Source organism: Pseudomonas sp. COW5 (genome assembly GCF_026240005.1).
Lineage (GTDB): Bacteria > Pseudomonadota > Gammaproteobacteria > Pseudomonadales > Pseudomonadaceae > Aquipseudomonas > Aquipseudomonas kribbensis.
The window spans coordinates 1225747-1242737 of sequence record NZ_JAPHVP010000001.1; the positions used below are offsets into that span (position 1 = coordinate 1225747).

Consider the following 16991-nt stretch of genomic DNA (forward strand, 5'->3'; position numbering starts at 1 on the left):
TGACGCAATTCCCCTTTGTGGGAGCGAGCTTGCTCGCGAACGCGGTCCGACATTCACAAGATGTGTCGACTGATACGCCGCCTTCGCGAGCAAGCTCGCTCCCACAGGGGCTCTAACCCAATCGATTTTATGGAGTAAACAATATGATTCCGGTGATCTTGTCAGGTGGTAGCGGTTCACGTCTTTGGCCGCTTTCGCGCAAGCAGTTTCCCAAGCAGTTCCTCGCCCTGACCGGCGAACACACACTGTTCCAGCAAACCCTCGAGCGTCTGGTGTTCGAAGGCATGGACACCCCGATCGTGGTCTGCAACAAGGATCACCGCTTCATCGTCAACGAACAGCTGAGCAACCGAAACCTCGAATGCCAGCGCATCCTGATGGAACCGTTCGGTCGCAACACCGCGCCGGCCGTGGCGCTGACCGCGATGATGCTGGTCAATGAAGGTCGCGACGAACTGATGCTGGTGCTGCCGGCCGACCACGTTCTCGAAGACCAGAAAGCCCTGCAACGTGCGCTGGCCCTGGCCACCGTCGCTGCCGAAAACGGCGAGATGGTACTGTTCGGCGTGCCAGCCACCAGACCGGAAACCGGTTACGGCTACATCAAGTCCACCGGCGATTCGCTGCTGCCGGAAGGCGTGAGCCGCGTTTCGCACTTCGTGGAAAAACCCGACGTCAAACGCGCCACCGAATACGTCGAGTCCGGCGGTTACTACTGGAACAGCGGCATGTTCCTGTTCCGTGCCAGCCGCTTCCTCGAAGAACTGAAAAAGCACGATCCGGACATCTACGACACCTGCCTGCTGACCCTGGAGCGCAGCACTCAGGATCCGGACACCATCACCTTCGACGAAGCCACCTTCGCCTGCTGCCCGGACAACTCCATCGACTACTCCGTGATGGAAAAAACCCAGCGCGCCTGCGTGGTGCCGCTGTCGGCAGGCTGGAGCGATGTCGGCTGCTGGTCGTCGCTGTGGGAAGTCAACGAGAAGGACGCCAACGGCAACGTCAGCAAGGGCGATGTGGTGATCCAGGACAGCAAGAACTGCATGATCCACGGCAACGGCAAACTGGTGTCGGTGATCGGTCTGGAAAACATCGTCGTGGTCGAAACCAAGGACGCCATGATGATCGCCCACAAGGACAAGGTCCAAGGCGTCAAGCAGATGGTCAATACGCTCAACGAGCAGGGCCGCAGCGAAACCCAGAACCACTGCGAGGTCTACCGTCCGTGGGGTTCCTACGACTCGGTGGACATGGGTGGTCGCTTCCAGGTCAAGCACATCTCGGTCAAACCGGGTGCGTGCCTGTCGCTGCAGATGCACCACCACCGCGCCGAACACTGGATCGTGGTCAGCGGCACGGCCGAAGTGACCTGCGACGAGAACGTGTTCCTGCTCTGCGAAAACCAGTCGACCTACATCCCGATCGCCTCGGTCCATCGCCTGCGCAACCCGGGCAAGATCCCGCTGGAAATCATCGAAGTGCAGTCGGGCTCGTATCTGGGTGAAGACGATATCGAGCGCTTCGAGGATATCTACGGTCGCTCGACCCCGATCGAACGTGGCGTGTCGGTGAAAACCATCGCGCAGTAAGCGTTCCGCAAACACAAGAAGCCCTCGCCCAGCCCGCTGCGTCCCCTATCCGCAGGAGGCCGTGCGGGGGTTTCTTGCCTCTAGCCATGGTGCGAACCGCGACGGGAACGGTGCATGTACATCGCTTCGGGCTCTACAGACTGCGCCTCCCCTTGCACTGTGGAAGAAGGCGAGGCAAACCCGGCTTGGAACAGCTGTTGTGCCCAAACGCTTGGGGTCGCCGGTTGTTCGTCAAACAGCGTCCGGGGTGGTTGGGAAAAGCTCTGAGCGAGGGACGTCAGCCCCCCCTCCGGAGCATGCTCGACAACGGGCTTCGCCACGCTGGCCGCAGAGATCAGCATTCGGTACTGAATGCGTGTCTGCGCCTCCGACGCCTCCATGACATTTCCCATTGCAACGCCCGCCGCCCCCACCACCTGCAACGCTGGATGAGCCGAATGCATCAGTATTTGCCCACCGACCCTGAAAGTGCTGGCCACCGCACCCCGTCTGCTGGCCAGGACTTGCGGATCTTCAACCGGGCTGTTGAAGGCGACAGACATCGGGCCCATGACGCGACTCGTCACAGCCTCCCCCACCACCTGGGTCATGACAGAAGACAGCAACTCTCCCGAGTGATACAGCACCGCGCCGGAAGGTGACGCGGTACGGGTTCGGGCAGCGGCAATCACATGGGCCTGATGCGTGTTGAGCAGTGAATCACTTCTTGCGCCAAGCTCGGTCAATGCCACGGGGATTTCACGGCGGTAAGCCTGAACATCCGGGTTCGGATCATGCTCGAAATGACGCCGAACAGCCTGCATTCCTGCGGCTTGAACCGGATGGACCAGCCCTTGGTCCGCCAGGTCGTAGTAAACCCGGTCAACACCCGTCACTTCCGGATCGCGGCCATCAGGGTCTCTGTAAACCACCGGACTGTTACGCATCGCTCGAAACCGGTTATGCCCATCGACTGCATCCGCAGGGTCAGGATTCAGCCAGCGCTGCAGCCATGGGATGTAATAACGAAAGCCGTAGTAGTACAGCCCGGTGGCATCACGTTCCTTGCCTGAGTAACGGACGAATTTGTAGCTGAGTTCGCCGTCCTGCCAGGCCCTGGTACCGAAAGGGTGAAACGTTTCCCGGCTGATCATCGCACCGTCATCGGCGGTTTCCAGACTGACCGAATCCAGGTGATCGACATGTTGGTATCGATACCGATTGTTGACTCCCGAAGGCGGCTGGCGCTCCCAGTGCTGTACTTGAGCGTTGTCGGCAATGATGACTTGCAACCGTTCACCGGTACCGATGTGGGTGCGCAACTCCAGTCCAGGTAAATAGCGCACATCAGCAACCAGGATGCGGGCATTGGTCAACAAAAAGCGAATCTTGCGCACCCGCTGACTGCTGCCATCGTAGAGATAGACCTCTTGGTCGTTGACCTCGGAGTCACGCTCCACCGGGCTGACCGATTGCAGCTGATTGCGCAGGTTCCAGCTCAGCAGCCGCCCCGGTTCCAGTTGCAACAGGTTGCCTCTGCGGTCGTAGGCCGCTTCGATTTGCGGATCGCCGGGAATGACGTCCGTGTAAGGTAAAGAGCGGTTGCTGTAACTCGCCGGTCGCAGTTTGCGCCCGTGGCTTTGTGGTCCGACATGAATCAGCTTGCGCAGGTTGCCGCCGGAATCATACTCGTAAGTCTGCTGATAATTCCTGATCGCCGCCGGATCGATGCGCCCCATCGATTGCGGGCCCTGATTGACAGCGCCGGCTTCCCAGCCGGATGCCTTGATCAACTGGTAAAGACTGTCGTACTCAAAGCGACTGACCGGTTCGATGCGCTGATTGGCGAAGTAACGGATCGGCAACGCCTTGTCTTCGATACTCAGGACATTGCGCATGCGGTCGTATTCATAACGCAGGTTCTGCAGCACGAGACCGTGGGCGTCTTCGGTCCGCAGGCCCGACAGGCGATCGTCTTCGGGGCGATAGGTCCGGGTGGTTTGGACACCGTTGCCGGCAGTTTGCCGAGTGACGTTGCCTTGCGCGTTGTAGCGGATGTCAGTGACGACGACCCGCTCAGGCTCCCCCTTCAACTGCAATCGGCGCTCGTGCAAGCGGCCATCGACGGTCAGCGCGAATGCATGCCGGTTGTCTCGAGCATCCGTCTGCGCCAGCACATCGCCCAGCGCACCATGGCGCCACCGCGATGTCGCACCCGCGCCGGGTTCCAGCAGCGGTGCACGATCCGCCTCCTGCTCCGGCCAGTCTGGTGTCAGCGGATCCAGAGTGAAGTGGCGGGTGTCCTCGGTGCAGGGGCCGCTGATTGCAAACGCGCTGAACAGCACGCTGCCCGCCGGATGGTCATGACGAATCAGCTGACCGAAGTGATTTCGCGACTGATCCCCGCTGCCGGGATGACCGTAGGTATGGCGCTCGACACAGCGCCGACGCTCGCCTGTGCCTGCTTCGAACATCGCGACGGGGCGCAGCAAATTGTCGTGCTCGATCTCGCGCAGCGTCTGACGGCTGTCCCAACCGAGCACCGTTTGCGTAGCGAGCCCCTTCAACTCGATTTGCGTGCCTGCATCGACGCTGTCCGAACGAATCACCTTGGCGTCCAGAGCGAATATCTGCGTCAGATTGGCCGGCGTCAACAGGTCGCCGGTTTGTGACAGCCAAAGTCGCGGATCCCACTGTTTCACCGCACGTCCTGCCGGATCGTGAAGCGTGCGGTTGATCCGGGACTCGACAGGTCCGTCCTCGATGTCTCGACAATAGTCGACCGTGCGGACCGGCAAACCGCGCGGGTCGACCACAGACATCCTTGGCGTATTGAAGTGCAAGCTCATGGAGCGCGCTCCCCGCGCGACAGGCGTTCGTTGTGCCTCTGGCATCTGAGCAGGCACAACGCGGGTCGGCTACTGTCAGAAATTACAGTTCCGACCGACGGCGCCTTCGCTGAATCCGTGAATGTCCATTCCCGCGCCCCTTCGGTAGGATGGTCATCACGAGTTCAAGGAGCGTTCGCACATGTTCATCGGCGTCTTGCTGGTCATCACCTGGCTGATCCTGCTGTTGCGCTACCCGGCCAAGGCCTTGCCGGTGTCCATGGCTGCCGCGGTCGGCCTCGGGCTGGTGGCAATGTGGGTGGTGTGGCTGGACAACCGCGAGATCAAGCAACTGGCGCGGCTCGAGTTGCGCATCACCTATGCACCCGGGCAATGCCCGGCGGACCGTCCGCTGCAACTTAAGATGAACAACGGCAACGACGTGCCGCTGACCGAACTGCGCTGGCGCATCGCAGCGTACGCGCCGGGCGACACCGTGAATCTGGCCGACAATCAATACGCCGCCCCACGTTATCGCGGCCCCGGCGAACTGCAGGCCGGCGGCAATTGGGAAGACTGCTTGCCGATGCCGCCGCTACGTCCCGGTTATCGCCCGCAAACCCTGGAGTTTCGCGCCGAGCGATTGCAGGGTAGTTTCTCCGACTGATCCCCTCCCCTCACACTTTGCACAAGGAATGCGCCATGCCCGTTGCGTTGATTACCGGTTGTTCCAGCGGCATCGGCCGCGCCCTCGCCGATGCCTTCAAAAGCGCTGGCTACGAAGTCTGGGCCAGTGCGCGCAAGGCTGAAGATGTCGCCGCGCTCAGCGCGGCCGGATTCACAGCAGTGCAGCTCGACGTCAATGACAACGCAGCGCTGGAGCAACTCGCCGAGCGGATCAACCAGCAACACGGCGGCCTCGATGTGCTGATCAACAATGCCGGTTACGGCGCCATGGGGCCGTTGCTCGACGGCGGCGTGGCGGCCATGCAGCGTCAGTTCGAAACCAACGTGTTTTCGATTGTCGGCGTGACCCGCGCGCTGTTCCCGGTGCTGCGCCGGGCGAAAGGCCTGGTGGTGAATGTCGGCAGTGTTTCCGGGGTTCTGGTCACACCGTTCGCTGGTGCGTATTGCGCGTCGAAAGCGGCGGTGCATGCGCTGAGCGATGCGTTGCGCATGGAACTCGCACCGTTCGGCATTCGCGTGATGGAAGTGCAGCCCGGAGCGATTCAGTCCAGCTTCGCCAAGAATGCCGGGCAGGAGGCCGAGCAATTGATCAACGAACAATCGCCGTGGTTTCCGTTGCGTGAAGGTATTCGGGCACGGGCCAAGGCCTCGCAGGACAAACCGACGCCGGCCAGCGAATTTGCTGCGGAGTTGCTCAAGGCAGTGCAGCAAAGCAAACCGCCACGGCTGATCCGCATCGGTAATGGCAGTCGGGCGTTGCCGTTGCTGGCGACGTTGTTGCCGAAAGGGTTGCTGGAGTCGACGTTGATGAAGCGCTTTGGCTTGCGCGGACAACTCTGAGACCGGGTCAGCCCCACCCTTTCATGAAATCAATGAACGCCCGCACCTTCAGCGGCAGGTGCCGGGTGTCCGGGTAGAGCGCGTACACGCCTTGTTGGGCGAAGCGGTAATCCGGCAACAATCGTTGTAACCGCCCGGTGTCGAGGTCTTCCTGAATCAGCCACTGCGGCAGAATCGCAACGCCCTGCCCGGTCAGCGCAAAGGCACGCAGGGTCGCCGAGTTGTCGGCGACGATGGCGGTGGTTCCCGGTTTTGGCTGGTAGAGATGCTCGGTGCCGGCCGGGTCCGTGACCGTCATTTCCGGCACTCGCCCGTGCCCCAGGGTCGGCATCGATTCCAGCACCGCCAGCGTGTTGACCGGCGCAAATCGCTCGACCAGCCCCGGCGCCGCCACGGCAAACACTTCGAACGTCGACAACTGCACCGCCCGCAGATTGGAGTCGTGCATGCGGCCCAGGCGGATCGCCATGTCAAAACGTTCGGAGATCAGATCGGCATGGGTCGAGGACGTGGACAAGTGAATGTTCAGTTGCGGCTGCTGTTGTCGAAACACCTCCAGCGCCGGCACCACCTGAGCCAGCGCGAACTCCACGGTCGTGGTGATACGCAGGGTGCCCTTGAGCTGTGAGTGCTCCGAGCGAGCCTCTTCGATGGCCAGCCGCGCTTCGTCGAGGGTGCGCAGACAGCGTCGGTAAAAGCGCTCACCGGCATCGGTCAGGGCCAGTTGCCGCGTGTTGCGGGTGAGCAAGGTAACGCCCAACTCTTCTTCCAGCCGCTTGAGGTTGAAACTCACCACCGCCCGCGTCTGCCCCAGCGTATCGGCGGCGGCGGTCAGCGAACCGGCCTCGACCACGGCTTTGAAGGTATCGAATCGATCCAGGCTGACCATGCTCATCGCGTCCACTGTCAAAATAATTTTGACAAACTAGCAGCCAAACCAGCGTATTTCTATCGACGCAAGCGCCCTACCCTGCACGCTTCATCACAGGGAAGCTGCCATGGCCTATCGCTCGAAAGTCGCGCTGGTGTATTTGCTGGGCTTCGCCCTCGACCTGCTGAACATGTTCGCCGCGAGCATCGCCTACCCGGACATCGCTGCGCAGTTGCACGCCTCGGTGACCCAATTGGCGTGGATCACCAACGCCTACATGCTCGGGCTGACGCTGATCATTCCGATGAGCGTGTGGCTGGCGGCACGGGTGGGCGAACGGCGGCTGATCCTCGGTTCGTTGCTGATGTTCGGGGTCGCCTCCGGGCTCATCGCTCAGGCGAGCTCGATTGAAAGCCTGATCGGCTGGCGGCTGCTGCAGGGGTTGGGAGGCGGGTTGCTGCTGCCGGTCGGTCAGGCGCTGGCCTATCGAGAGTTTCCTCCAACACAGCGCGCGCACTTCACCGGTGTGGTTCTGCTGGTGGCGCTGATGGTGCCGGCCCTGTCACCGGCGGCGGGCGGTTTGATCGTCGAAGCGTTGTCGTGGCGCTGGATTTTCTACCTGAACCTGCCGATGGCGCTCGTGGCTTTCGGATTGGGCCTGCTCTGGTTGAAACCGGATCAGGCAACCAGTGAACGCCCGACACTGGATGCTCGAGGCCTGCTGCTGGCCGTGTCGGCCCTGAGTCTGTTGTTGATCGCCGTCAGTCTGGCGAGCGCCCCCGCAACCCGACATATTGCGGGCGGTGTCCTGCTGCTCAGCGTCATCACGTTGTGGATTTACCTGCGCGATGGCTGGAACAAACCGGGTGCAGTCCTTGATCTGCAACTGATCAAGAACCCGTCACTGCGACTGGCAATGCTGATCTACCTGTTCGTGCCCGGCATCTTTACCGGCACCAACATGATTGCCGTGTTGTACCTGCACGATCTCGGTTTCGGCGCAGCACAAACCGGAGCGCTGATGCTGTCCTGGGCGGCCGCCTCGGGCGTGGCGATCATGCTGGGCAAACGCAGCTTCAACCGGATCGGCCCCAAGCCATTGCTGATTGCCGGGATGCTGCTGCAATGCCTGGGCATTGTCGTGCTGATGCAGATCGACCACCCCGCCAGCGTCCCGTTGATTTTCGCCTACGCCCTGATGGGGCTGGGCGGCAGTCTGTGCAGCGTCACTGCGCAGACCCTGGCGTTTGTCGGCATCACGCCGGAAAAAATGGGCCACTCCAGCGCCCTGTGGAACATCAATCGCCAGCTCGGTTTCTGCCTTGGCGCGGCGCTGCTCAGCTCATTGCTGGGCGCGTTGGGCACCAACGGTTTCCAATACTGCTTTCTCGCCGCCGCGTTGCTGACGCTGTTGCCGATGGTCGCGGTACTGCGTTTCGATTCAACGAAAGTGCTCGCCCTGCTGAACTCACCTGCCCTTCAGGAACAATCCACATGACTGACTACACCGCTTATTTTGACGAAGTGATCCAGGCCCATGAGGCCATCGAACGATGGTTTGCCGTAGAGGAAGAAGAAGCTGCACTGGAACGATTGCTGACGCGTTTTTCGCCACGGTTTTCCATGGTCACGCCACTGGGGCGCGTGCTGGATCTGGAGGCGTTACGTGCGTTGTTTCAAATGGCGGGCGGCAAGAAGAACGGGTTCAGGATCGAGCTTGGCGAGCTTCGAGGGATTGCCCTGCATGAACGCGGTGCGACGGTGAGTTATCGCGAGCAACAGAGCGATACGAGTGGGTTGCACACGGATCGACGTTCAACCGTAGTGTTTGAAAAAACCGAATCCGGGCGGGTGATCTGGCGGCATCTGCACGAGACGTTTTGCCAAGGCTGAAACCGCCCGGTCATGGCGAGGGAGCCTGCTCCCTCGCCAACGAATTACTCGACAGTATCCTGCTTCACAACAACGGTGCAGGTAATCCCCGCCGCCAGCAGCACACCTTCCGGCACTTCATCGATGTGAATCCGCACCGGCACCCGCTGGGCCAGGCGTACCCAGTTGAAGGTCGGGTTCACATCGGCGATCAGCTCGCGGCTTTCCGGGTTGTCGCGGTCGTAGATGCCGCGGGAAATGCTTTCCACATGACCCTTGAGGACTTCGCCGCTCATCAGTTGCATGTCGGCTTTGTCGCCAACCCGCACGTGAGGCAGTTTGGTTTCTTCGAAGAAGCCATAGACCCAGAACGAGTTCATGTCGACCACCGCCATTTTCGCTTCGCCGATACGCGCGTAGTCGCCGCGATGGACGTTGAGGTTGGTCACGTAGCCGTCAACCGCCGCCCGCACTTCGGTGCGTTTGAGGTTGAGTTCAGCCGCTTCAAGTTGCGCCTGAGCCTGTTGATAATCGGCGAGCGCGGAGTCTGCGATGTTGCTGGCGTCGTCGCGGTTTTCCCTGGAGATCACCAGGTTGTCGAGGTCGGCGCGGCGATGGGCGTTGACCTTGCGCATCTCCCACGTGGCCTTGCGCGAAGCCACCAGCGACTGCGCCTGTTTCACCGCGAGGCGGTAGTGCTCAGGGTCGATCTGCATCAGCAGATCACCTTTTTTCACCAATTGGTTGTCACGTACCGGCACGTCGACCACTTCACCGGTGACGTCGGCGGCAACGTTGATGATATCGGCGCGCACCCGCCCGTCGCGGGTCCACGGGGTGTTCATGTAGTGCTCCCACAACGTGCGGCCGATCCACAGCGCCAGGGCCAGCACCAGCAGGGTCGCGAGCAGGCTGAAAAACTTTTTCATCAGAACGTTCTCAACGGTAGACAGTCAGCGCCATCGCGCCGAACAGACAGGTAAACAGGCTCAGGCGCAGCAGCGCCGGGTGCCAGAAGAAGCGGTACAGATCGAACCCCGAAAGGAACCGGTCCAGCGCCCAGGCCAGTGCTGCAGCAACGAAAAACATCAGAGTCATGGTCGGCATGTACACGCCGTGGAAGGCGATTTCACGAGGCATGGGCAAGTCCTTCGGGCTTGGCGATGGCATGGGCAGCAAGGGGCGATTGCGGGTCGAGCAACGAGGTGCGGATGAAGTGCAGGTAGCTTTTCACCCGCCGCAGTGCCGAGGTATCGAAGTGCGGCGCAAACGGCTCGTCGGTGGCGGCGACACGGCTGATTGCGTGATCGACGGCGACCAGTGCGCGTTCCAGATTGCTCGCATTCGGTTGCAGGAACAGCCGCACCAGCGAGCGTCCCATGACCCGGATCGCCTGGCGCCACGGCTGGGACTCGGCATAGGCCGGGTGCACCGGCAGGATCGCCTGTTCCTTGCGCAGCTCGATGATCGCGTGGCCGACTTCCAGCACCACGAACATCCAGCGCAGCAGGTTTTTCTGCACTTGCGGTTGACCGGCCGCCAGACCATAAGCCTGATGCATCAGGTCGCGGGTACGGCTTTCGAAGCTCGACGCCAGGCCCTTGAGTTTGCCGCTGATCGCGTACACCACTTGCCCGCGCAAATCCTGCTCCAGACGCTGCCATAACCAGCGGCTGTTCGGCGGCAGGATGATCGCCCCCGCCGCCGCACAAACCAACATGCCCATGACCATGGCGATGTAGTCGTTGATGAAGGTGTAGGGGTTGTAGATCGTCAGGTTGTCCGGAACCGAACCGGTGCTGAAAAAGATCAGTAGCCCCAGGCCGACACCGGCGTATTGCGGCCGCGAGGCGAGGAACGAACCGAGCACGATCACCGGTGCGAGCATCACGCACAGCAGCGGAAAACCATCGATCCACGGGAAGATGAAAAACATCTCGACGAAGCCGATCAACGCCCCGAGGAACGTACCGCAGGCCATCTGGAACGCCATGCGTTTCGGGTTCGGTGTGGCGGCCGACAGGCCCACGGTGGCGGCGGCGATCAGGGTCATGGTCGCGCCGCTCGGCCACGCCGTGGCGACCCAGTAACTGCCGAGCACGACCAGGATGAACGCGGCACGAATCCCCGAAGCTGCTGCGGCCCACCAACTGGTTTGCGGGGTGAACGGCTCGTCCCAGCGCTCGCGTTCGTGGCTGTGATCGGCCAGCGACGCGTGGGTCTGTGCATAACCGTGCAGGTCATCGACGAAGCGATAGAGCAGTTCGTACGCGGTGTGGAAATCCAGCAGCTCGGCCTCGCTCGGCGCGCTCTCCTGGAACGCCGCCCGCAGACTGCGCACCCGCGTCGGCAAACCTTCCTTGTAAGCTGTCAGCGCCGTCACCAGACGCGCCGCATCCGGGCTGGTCAGGGCCCGGCCGCTGAAGCCGTCGAGCACTTCGGCCAGATCCTGCAGGCCCGGTTTGATCGCCGCCACGACATGCTCTTCGTCATTGACGCGCAGACGCTCGAGCAACTGGTGCAAGGCGTTGAACCGGGTGGTGATGCCCATGAACTCGCTGTTCAGGCGACTGAGCCGGCCGTTGCGCCGACGCATGTGCGGGTCTTCGAACACCGTCACGCTGCGCAGCCCTTCTAGCCCCACCGCTTCGGCGATGAAGCGCACGTTGCTGGCCTCGAACGACTCCGGTTTGCTGCGCCCGCGCAGACCATCGGTAACGAACAGGGCAAACACACCGAAGCGCTGATACAAGGCGTTGCGCATCGCCGCACTGGCGGTCTGCGGCAGGATCGCGGCGCTGACCAGGGTCGAGCAGAGAATCCCCAGCGAAATCTCCAGCACCCGCCACACCGCCGCCATGAACGCGCCATCGGGATGGGCGAGCGCCGGCAAGCCGACCATCGCTGCCGTGTACCCGGCCAGCACAAAACCGTAGGCGCGGAAGTTGCGGCAACGGGCGGCGCCGGCCGAGCAGATGCCGACCCAGATCGCCAGCGAGCCGAGGAACAGTTCGGTGTTCTGGGCGAACAGCGAAATCAGCGTGACCATCATCGCCGACCCGGCCAGGGTGCCGAGGAAGCGATAGAAACTCTTGGCGAACACCTGGCCGCTCTGCGGCTGCATGACGATGAACACAGTGATCATCGCCGTGCGCGGTTGCGGCAATTCCAGGCGCATCGCCAGCCACAGGGTCAGGAACGCGGCGATCAACACCTTGAAGATGTAGACCCAGGTCACGCCGTCGCTGCGCGCCCAGTCGAAGAAACCCCGGCGCCATTCCAGGGAGTAGAGCCAGCGCAAAGGTGCGGGCAGGTGAGTCATTTGGTCTTGCTCAAAAAGTCAGTCGAACCGGAGAAACTGTGGGAGCGGGCTTGCTCGCGAATGCGCTGTGTCAGACAACAAATAGGCTGCCTGACACTCCCTCTTCGCGAGCAAGCCCGCTCCCACAGGGGTTGTGTGTTCAACGAAGGAGAACCGGGGTTTTCGGTGCGGCGGTCTGTTCGGCAGTCGGCACGTCTTTACCCGCACCAAGACCACCACCCAATGCCGTCACCAGTTCCGCATGGGCACTCAAGCGCGCCGCCTGTACCTGCTGCTGAACCTGTTGCTGTTTGAACAGCAGGGTCTGGGCGTTGAGCACGTTGAGGTAATCGGTAAGTCCGCGCTGGTAGGCGATCATCGCGATGTCGTAAGTTTTCTGCGCCGTGGCCACGGACTCGGCGGCGAAGGTCTGCTGCTTGTCCATCGACTCGCGGCGGATCAACTGGTCGGAGATGTTCTTCAGCGCATTGACCAGAGTCTGGTTGTAATGCGCGACGGCGATGTCATAACCCGCCGACGCTTCACCGAGTTCGGCGCGCAGTCGCCCGCCGTCGAAGATCGGCAGCGAGATCGCCGGCCCGACGTTGTAGTTGAGCTTCTTGCCGGTCAAAAACTCCAGTGCTCCGCCGCCGGTGGCCATGTAGCCGAGGCTGCCGACCAGATCGACGTTGGGATAGAACCCGGCATGCGCGACATCGATCCCGCGCGCCTGCGCCGCCACTTGCCAGCGACTGGCGACCACGTCCGGACGCTGGCCAAGCAGCTCGGCAGGCAATGCCGATGGCAACTTCAACGCGGCACCAAGCGACAGGGTCGGACGCTGCACCTGCGCACCAGCACCCGGCCCTTTGCCGGCCAATGCCGCGATCTGGTTGCAGCTCAGGGCGATTTCTTCGTCCAGTGCATCCAGTTGCCGATGGGTTTCCGGCAACGGGGTTTCGGCCTGACTGACTTCGAAGTGCGTGCCGATCCCGCCGTTCAGGCGCTTCTGCGCCAGTTCGAGAATCTGCTGTTGCTGCTTGAGCGTCGCTGCGACGATGTCGCGCTGGGCGTAATGCAGCGACAGTTCGATGTAGGCGCGCACGATGTTGTTCTGCAACTCGAGCTGCGCCTGACGCGCCTCGGCAGCGCTCATGTGCGCAAGGTCTACCGCACGTTCGGTGCTGTTGCTTTCACGGCCCCAGAGGTCGAGGGCGTAACTGAAACCCAGCGCGGCGTTGTTGTCCCAGGTCGTGGTATTGGCCAGCTCACCGGGGCCGTAGAACTGATCGGTAGGCCAGTTGTGGCGCTTGAGGGTCGACTCGCCATTGATCTGCAACGACTCGGCGGCTTCGGCGACACCGGCCATGGACCGGGCCTGACGCACTCGCGCGGCGGCCATGGCCATGGTCGGGCTGCCTTGCACGGCCAAATCGATCCAGCGATTGAGTTGCGGGTCGCCGTAGGCTTGCCACCATTGGGCGGTGGGCCAGTTTGCGTCACGGGCGGCGTGGGCGATGGCCTCGTCGGTGGCCAGTTCATTGGCCTCCAGAGCCTTGCCCTGCGGGGCAATCCCTCCAGTTCCGATGCAGCCGCTGAGACCTAACGAAATAGCCAGAACACTGAGCGGCAAAAGCGCTCTGTTGATGCGACGCGGCACTGCTGCGAATTCCTGAGGTGGGGGATGTTTCGAGGTGGGCGCAATTCTAGGGGGCGCCCTGAACGGCGATAAGCTGGGTTTTCTGCGAATCTTTGTTACGGTTAACGAGATAATCCCTTGGTCGGGGGTCTCAGCCCCTGAAACTTCGTGTCACAATTTGCCATCTCCCTTGAGAGCACCCCATGGACACTTTGCAAAACATGCGCGCCTTCAGTTGTGTAGCCGAAGCGGGCAGCTTCACCGCCGCCGCCGTGCAACTCGACACCACCACCGCCAACGTCTCGCGCGCGGTCTCCAACCTTGAGGCTCACCTGCAAACCCGTCTGCTGAACCGCACGACCCGGCGCATCGCGCTCACCGAGGCCGGCAAGCGCTACTTGCTGCGCTGCGAGCAGATCCTCGCCTACGTCGAAGAGGCCGAAGCCGAAGCCAGCGAAGCCCACGCGCGCCCGGCCGGTCAGTTGAAAGTGCACACCATGACCGGCATCGGCCAGCACTTCGTGATCGACGCCATCGCCCGCTACCGCAAGACCCACCCGGACGTGACCTTCGACCTGACCATGGCCAACCGCGTGCCGGACCTGCTGGACGAAGGCTACGACGTGTCCATCGTCCTCGCCCGCGAACTGCCGGACTCGGGCTTCGTCTCGCAACGCCTGGGCATCACCTACAGCATCGTCTGCGCCTCCCCGGCCTACGTGAAAGCCAATGGCTGCGCGCAAAAACCCAGCGACCTGCTGAACCACGCCTGCCTGCGTCTGGTGAGCCCGGTGATCCCCCTGGAAAAATGGGCCTTCGACGGCCCGGAAGGCCAGGAAATGGTCACCATCAACAGCTCGCCCTTCCTGGTGAACTCCGCCGACGCGATGAAAACCGCGATCACCAGCGGGATGGGTGTCGGCGTGTTGCCGGTGTACGCCGCGATCGAAGGTTTGCGCAATGGCTCGCTGGTTCGGGTAATGCCGAACTACCGCTCGCAGGAACTGAACCTGTATGCGATCTATCCGTCGCGGCAGTATCTGGATGCGAAGATCAAGACTTGGGTCGAGTATCTGCGCGGGTCGTTGCCGGAGATTCTGGCGGGGCATCAGGCGGAATTGGCGGCTTATGAGATGAGTGGGAGTCTGGCGGGGGTTCGGGTTGCAAATTGAGTTGGTCCTCCTGAAATTGGTGTGATGTTGAGAGCGCCACCCCTCACCCTAACCCTCTCCCCGAGGAGAGGGGACTGACCGAGTTGTTTGGGAGAGGTGCGCCGACGTGAACGACCGAGTCGATCTCAAGAAAAAAAAGCACACATTCCGCTTCTGCTTTGGCTTTCCACCACTCAACACAATGAGCGTTAGCTCGAGTACCGCTCTTGACGTGCCGGCCCCTTCGGCAGGCTGAGTGGAGGGATTCATCCGGGGGTGGGCGCGCAGCGCCGTTCGACGAAGTCGAACACACCGAGAGGAGGTGCAGCGAAGCAAACCGGAGGCGGTGCCCCCGGATGAGTCCCGGAACGAAGGAACACCGAGCCAAAGCGAGGTGCCGAACGCCGGGGCCAAGACCTTTGGTTACTTTGGGGCGTTTGCCAAAGTGACTCGCCGTCAGGGCGAAACCGCCAGCCGCAACACCCGCAAAAACGGATATTCACCCAAAACCCCAAAAGCCTGGTCGGCCCAGAGGCCGCCAAGACAACCCAAAACAGAAATGTTAGCTTGCTTGGCAATAAAGCCCCGAAGCCGAGCCCATAGCGATGAAAAAAACAGTTTTGGCCTTCAGCCGCATCACCCCACCCATGATCGAACGCCTGCAACAGGACTTCGACGTCATCGTCCCCAACCCGAAAAACGGCGACATCAACGCCCAGTTCAACGAAGCCCTGCCCCACGCCCACGGCCTGATCGGCGTCGGTCGCAAACTCGGCAAGGCTCAACTGGAAAACGCCGCGAAACTTGAAGTGGTCTCCAGCGTCTCGGTCGGCTACGACAACTACGACCTCGCCTACTTCAACGAGCGCGGGATCATGCTCACCAACACCCCGGACGTCCTGACCGAAAGCACCGCGGACCTGGCCTTCGCCCTGATCATGAGCAGTGCCCGCCGCGTCGCCGAACTGGACGCCTGGACCAAGGCCGGTCAATGGCAGGCCAGCGTCGGCGCGCCGCTGTTCGGTTGCGACGTACACGGCAAGACCCTGGGCATCGTCGGCATGGGCAACATCGGCGCCGCCGTCGCCCGTCGCGGACGCTTCGGCTTCAACATGCCGATCCTCTACAGCGGCAACAGCCGCAAGACCGGACTGGAACAGGAACTCGGCGCGCAATTTCGCAGCCTTGACCAACTGCTGGCCGAAGCCGATTTCGTCTGCCTGGTGGTCCCACTCAGCGACAAGACCCGCCACCTGATCAGCCATCGCGAACTGGCACTGATGAAGCCCGAGGCAATTCTGGTGAACATCTCTCGTGGCCCGGTAGTCGATGAACCAGCACTGATCGAAGCCCTGCAAAACAACCGCATTCGCGGCGCCGGCCTTGACGTCTACGAGAAAGAACCGCTGGCCGAATCACCGCTGTTCCAGCTGAAAAACGCTGTGACCTTGCCGCACATCGGTTCGGCCACGAATGAAACCCGTGAGGCCATGGCCAATCGGGCGCTGTCCAATCTGCGCAGCGCCCTGCTTGGCGAGCGGCCGCAGGACCTGGTCAATCCGCAAGTCTGGCGCGGATAAAAAATCGGGCAAGTGCTATTTAGCACTTGCCCGATTACTTATACGGCACACATAACTTGCAACTGAGCCGAACAACAAAACAGGCACCGCCGCTATAGACTCTCCAGAAATTAAAACTTATGGAGAGCACCCACCTTGAATAGCCTGACCACCGACCAACTTGTCCGCTACAGCAAAGTCATACTCATGGCTTACATCAGCTTCTTCGGGATCCTCGTGATGTACAGCAACTTCACCGACTACCCGTCAAACTATGAATATGTCGGACACATCCTCAGCATGGACACCACACAGGTCAACGAAAACATACGATATCGGGCAATCACCTCACCCATGCTGCACCACCGAATTTACTGGCTGATCATTACCCTCGAAGTGATTTACACCGTTTGTTGCCTGCTGGGCACTTATCACCTTTATCGAAAAATCAACGAATCGGCGGAAGCTTTCCACGAAGCCAAGAAACTCTCGATCATTGGTTTGATGATCGCCATGTTCGTTTATTACGTCTGCCTGCAAACCATCGGCGTTGAATGGTTCGACATGGACACTTCGCAAACATGGAATGCCAAGGACTGGGCCCGGCATATAGTCGATTTCATATTTCCGTTATTGATTTATCTCGTTATAAAAGTTGAGCGCTGAACA

General features: G+C 61.2%; 14 protein-coding genes. 8 read left to right on the forward strand and 6 right to left on the reverse strand.

Annotated elements, in window-relative coordinates; translation table 11 throughout:
• Nucleotides 1-143 precede the first annotated feature (143 nt).
• Nucleotides 144-1595, forward strand: coding sequence for a mannose-1-phosphate guanylyltransferase/mannose-6-phosphate isomerase (locus OQ248_RS05650; RefSeq protein WP_265812263.1), 1452 nt, complete (start codon nucleotides 144-146; stop codon nucleotides 1593-1595).
• Between the two features lie 80 nt (nucleotides 1596-1675).
• Here OQ248_RS05650 and OQ248_RS05655 read toward each other — a convergent pair whose 3' ends face one another.
• Entirely contained in the window at nucleotides 1676-4423 is a 2748-nt protein-coding gene (locus OQ248_RS05655; protein WP_265812264.1) for an RHS repeat-associated core domain-containing protein, read from the reverse strand.
• Nucleotides 4424-4604: 181 nt separating this feature from the next.
• Here OQ248_RS05655 and OQ248_RS05660 point away from each other — a divergent pair, with 181 nt between their 5' ends.
• Together OQ248_RS05660 and OQ248_RS05665 are read left to right on the forward strand one after the other, a co-directional pair.
• Entirely contained in the window at nucleotides 4605-5069 is a 465-nt protein-coding gene (locus OQ248_RS05660) for a multidrug transporter (protein ID WP_265812265.1), read from the forward strand.
• Between the two features lie 35 nt (nucleotides 5070-5104).
• Nucleotides 5105-5929, forward strand: a complete 825-nt coding sequence (locus OQ248_RS05665; protein WP_265812266.1) for an SDR family oxidoreductase — start codon at nucleotides 5105-5107, stop codon at nucleotides 5927-5929.
• A gap of 7 nt (nucleotides 5930-5936) precedes the next feature.
• Here the strand turns inward: OQ248_RS05665 and OQ248_RS05670 are convergent, their stop codons facing one another.
• A complete protein-coding gene (locus tag OQ248_RS05670; protein WP_265815069.1) occupies nucleotides 5937-6818 on the reverse strand; it encodes a LysR family transcriptional regulator in 882 nt (293 codons plus the stop codon).
• A gap of 109 nt (nucleotides 6819-6927) precedes the next feature.
• Between OQ248_RS05670 and OQ248_RS05675 the strand changes: the two genes are divergently transcribed.
• On the forward strand, nucleotides 6928-8298 hold the full coding sequence (locus tag OQ248_RS05675; RefSeq protein WP_265812267.1) for an MFS transporter: 1371 nt from the start codon (nucleotides 6928-6930) through the stop codon (nucleotides 8296-8298).
• On the forward strand, nucleotides 8295-8693 hold the full coding sequence (locus OQ248_RS05680; RefSeq protein ID WP_265812268.1) for a DUF4440 domain-containing protein: 399 nt from the start codon (nucleotides 8295-8297) through the stop codon (nucleotides 8691-8693). The genes OQ248_RS05675 and OQ248_RS05680 overlap by 4 nt, the downstream gene beginning before the upstream one ends.
• A 44-nt stretch (nucleotides 8694-8737) precedes the next feature.
• Here the strand turns inward: OQ248_RS05680 and OQ248_RS05685 are convergent, their stop codons facing one another.
• The 4 genes from OQ248_RS05685 to OQ248_RS05700 form a co-directional block, all read right to left on the reverse strand.
• Entirely contained in the window at nucleotides 8738-9601 is an 864-nt protein-coding gene (locus tag OQ248_RS05685; RefSeq protein ID WP_265812269.1) for an HlyD family secretion protein, read from the reverse strand.
• Nucleotides 9602-9611: 10 nt separating this feature from the next.
• Nucleotides 9612-9812 carry a DUF1656 domain-containing protein gene (locus OQ248_RS05690; RefSeq protein WP_003221811.1) on the reverse strand — a complete coding sequence of 67 codons (201 nt, stop codon included), beginning with the start codon at nucleotides 9810-9812 and terminating at the stop codon, nucleotides 9612-9614.
• Entirely contained in the window at nucleotides 9802-11994 is a 2193-nt protein-coding gene (locus OQ248_RS05695; protein ID WP_265812270.1) for an FUSC family protein, read from the reverse strand. Before OQ248_RS05695 ends, OQ248_RS05690 begins: the two co-directional genes overlap by 11 nt.
• Before the next feature lie 139 nt (nucleotides 11995-12133).
• Nucleotides 12134-13633 (reverse strand): efflux transporter outer membrane subunit, encoded by a 1500-nt coding sequence (locus OQ248_RS05700; RefSeq protein ID WP_265812271.1) that lies wholly within the window; start codon nucleotides 13631-13633, stop codon nucleotides 12134-12136.
• 182 nt (nucleotides 13634-13815) lie between these two features.
• On the opposite strand from OQ248_RS05700, the gene OQ248_RS05705 reads away from it, so the two are divergent.
• The 3 genes from OQ248_RS05705 to OQ248_RS05715 all read left to right on the forward strand — a co-directional run bounded on the left by OQ248_RS05705 (nucleotide 13816) and on the right by OQ248_RS05715 (nucleotide 16988).
• Entirely contained in the window at nucleotides 13816-14784 is a 969-nt protein-coding gene (locus OQ248_RS05705; RefSeq protein ID WP_085711718.1) for a LysR family transcriptional regulator, read from the forward strand.
• Between the two features lie 584 nt (nucleotides 14785-15368).
• Nucleotides 15369-16343 carry a D-glycerate dehydrogenase gene (locus OQ248_RS05710; RefSeq protein ID WP_265812272.1) on the forward strand — a complete coding sequence of 325 codons (975 nt, stop codon included), beginning with the start codon at nucleotides 15369-15371 and terminating at the stop codon, nucleotides 16341-16343.
• Between the two features lie 135 nt (nucleotides 16344-16478).
• Nucleotides 16479-16988, forward strand: a complete 510-nt coding sequence (locus OQ248_RS05715) for a DUF2165 domain-containing protein (RefSeq protein WP_265812273.1) — start codon at nucleotides 16479-16481, stop codon at nucleotides 16986-16988.
• Nucleotides 16989-16991: the final 3 nt, after the last annotated feature.

Coding starts and splice junctions, on each gene's coding strand:
- OQ248_RS05655 (WP_265812264.1), bottom strand. CDS start 4,423: ATGAGCTTGCACTTCAATACGCCAAGGATGTCTGTGGTCGACCCGCGC.
- OQ248_RS05685 (WP_265812269.1), bottom strand. CDS start 9,601: ATGAAAAAGTTTTTCAGCCTGCTCGCGACCCTGCTGGTGCTGGCCCTG.
- OQ248_RS05705 (WP_085711718.1), top strand. CDS start 13,816: ATGGACACTTTGCAAAACATGCGCGCCTTCAGTTGTGTAGCCGAAGCG.
- OQ248_RS05660 (WP_265812265.1), top strand. CDS start 4,605: ATGTTCATCGGCGTCTTGCTGGTCATCACCTGGCTGATCCTGCTGTTG.
- OQ248_RS05665 (WP_265812266.1), top strand. CDS start 5,105: ATGCCCGTTGCGTTGATTACCGGTTGTTCCAGCGGCATCGGCCGCGCC.
- OQ248_RS05650 (WP_265812263.1), top strand. CDS start 144: ATGATTCCGGTGATCTTGTCAGGTGGTAGCGGTTCACGTCTTTGGCCG.
- OQ248_RS05690 (WP_003221811.1), bottom strand. CDS start 9,812: ATGCCTCGTGAAATCGCCTTCCACGGCGTGTACATGCCGACCATGACT.
- OQ248_RS05670 (WP_265815069.1), bottom strand. CDS start 6,818: ATGGTCAGCCTGGATCGATTCGATACCTTCAAAGCCGTGGTCGAGGCC.
- OQ248_RS05680 (WP_265812268.1), top strand. CDS start 8,295: ATGACTGACTACACCGCTTATTTTGACGAAGTGATCCAGGCCCATGAG.
- OQ248_RS05675 (WP_265812267.1), top strand. CDS start 6,928: ATGGCCTATCGCTCGAAAGTCGCGCTGGTGTATTTGCTGGGCTTCGCC.
- OQ248_RS05710 (WP_265812272.1), top strand. CDS start 15,369: ATGAAAAAAACAGTTTTGGCCTTCAGCCGCATCACCCCACCCATGATC.
- OQ248_RS05695 (WP_265812270.1), bottom strand. CDS start 11,994: ATGACTCACCTGCCCGCACCTTTGCGCTGGCTCTACTCCCTGGAATGG.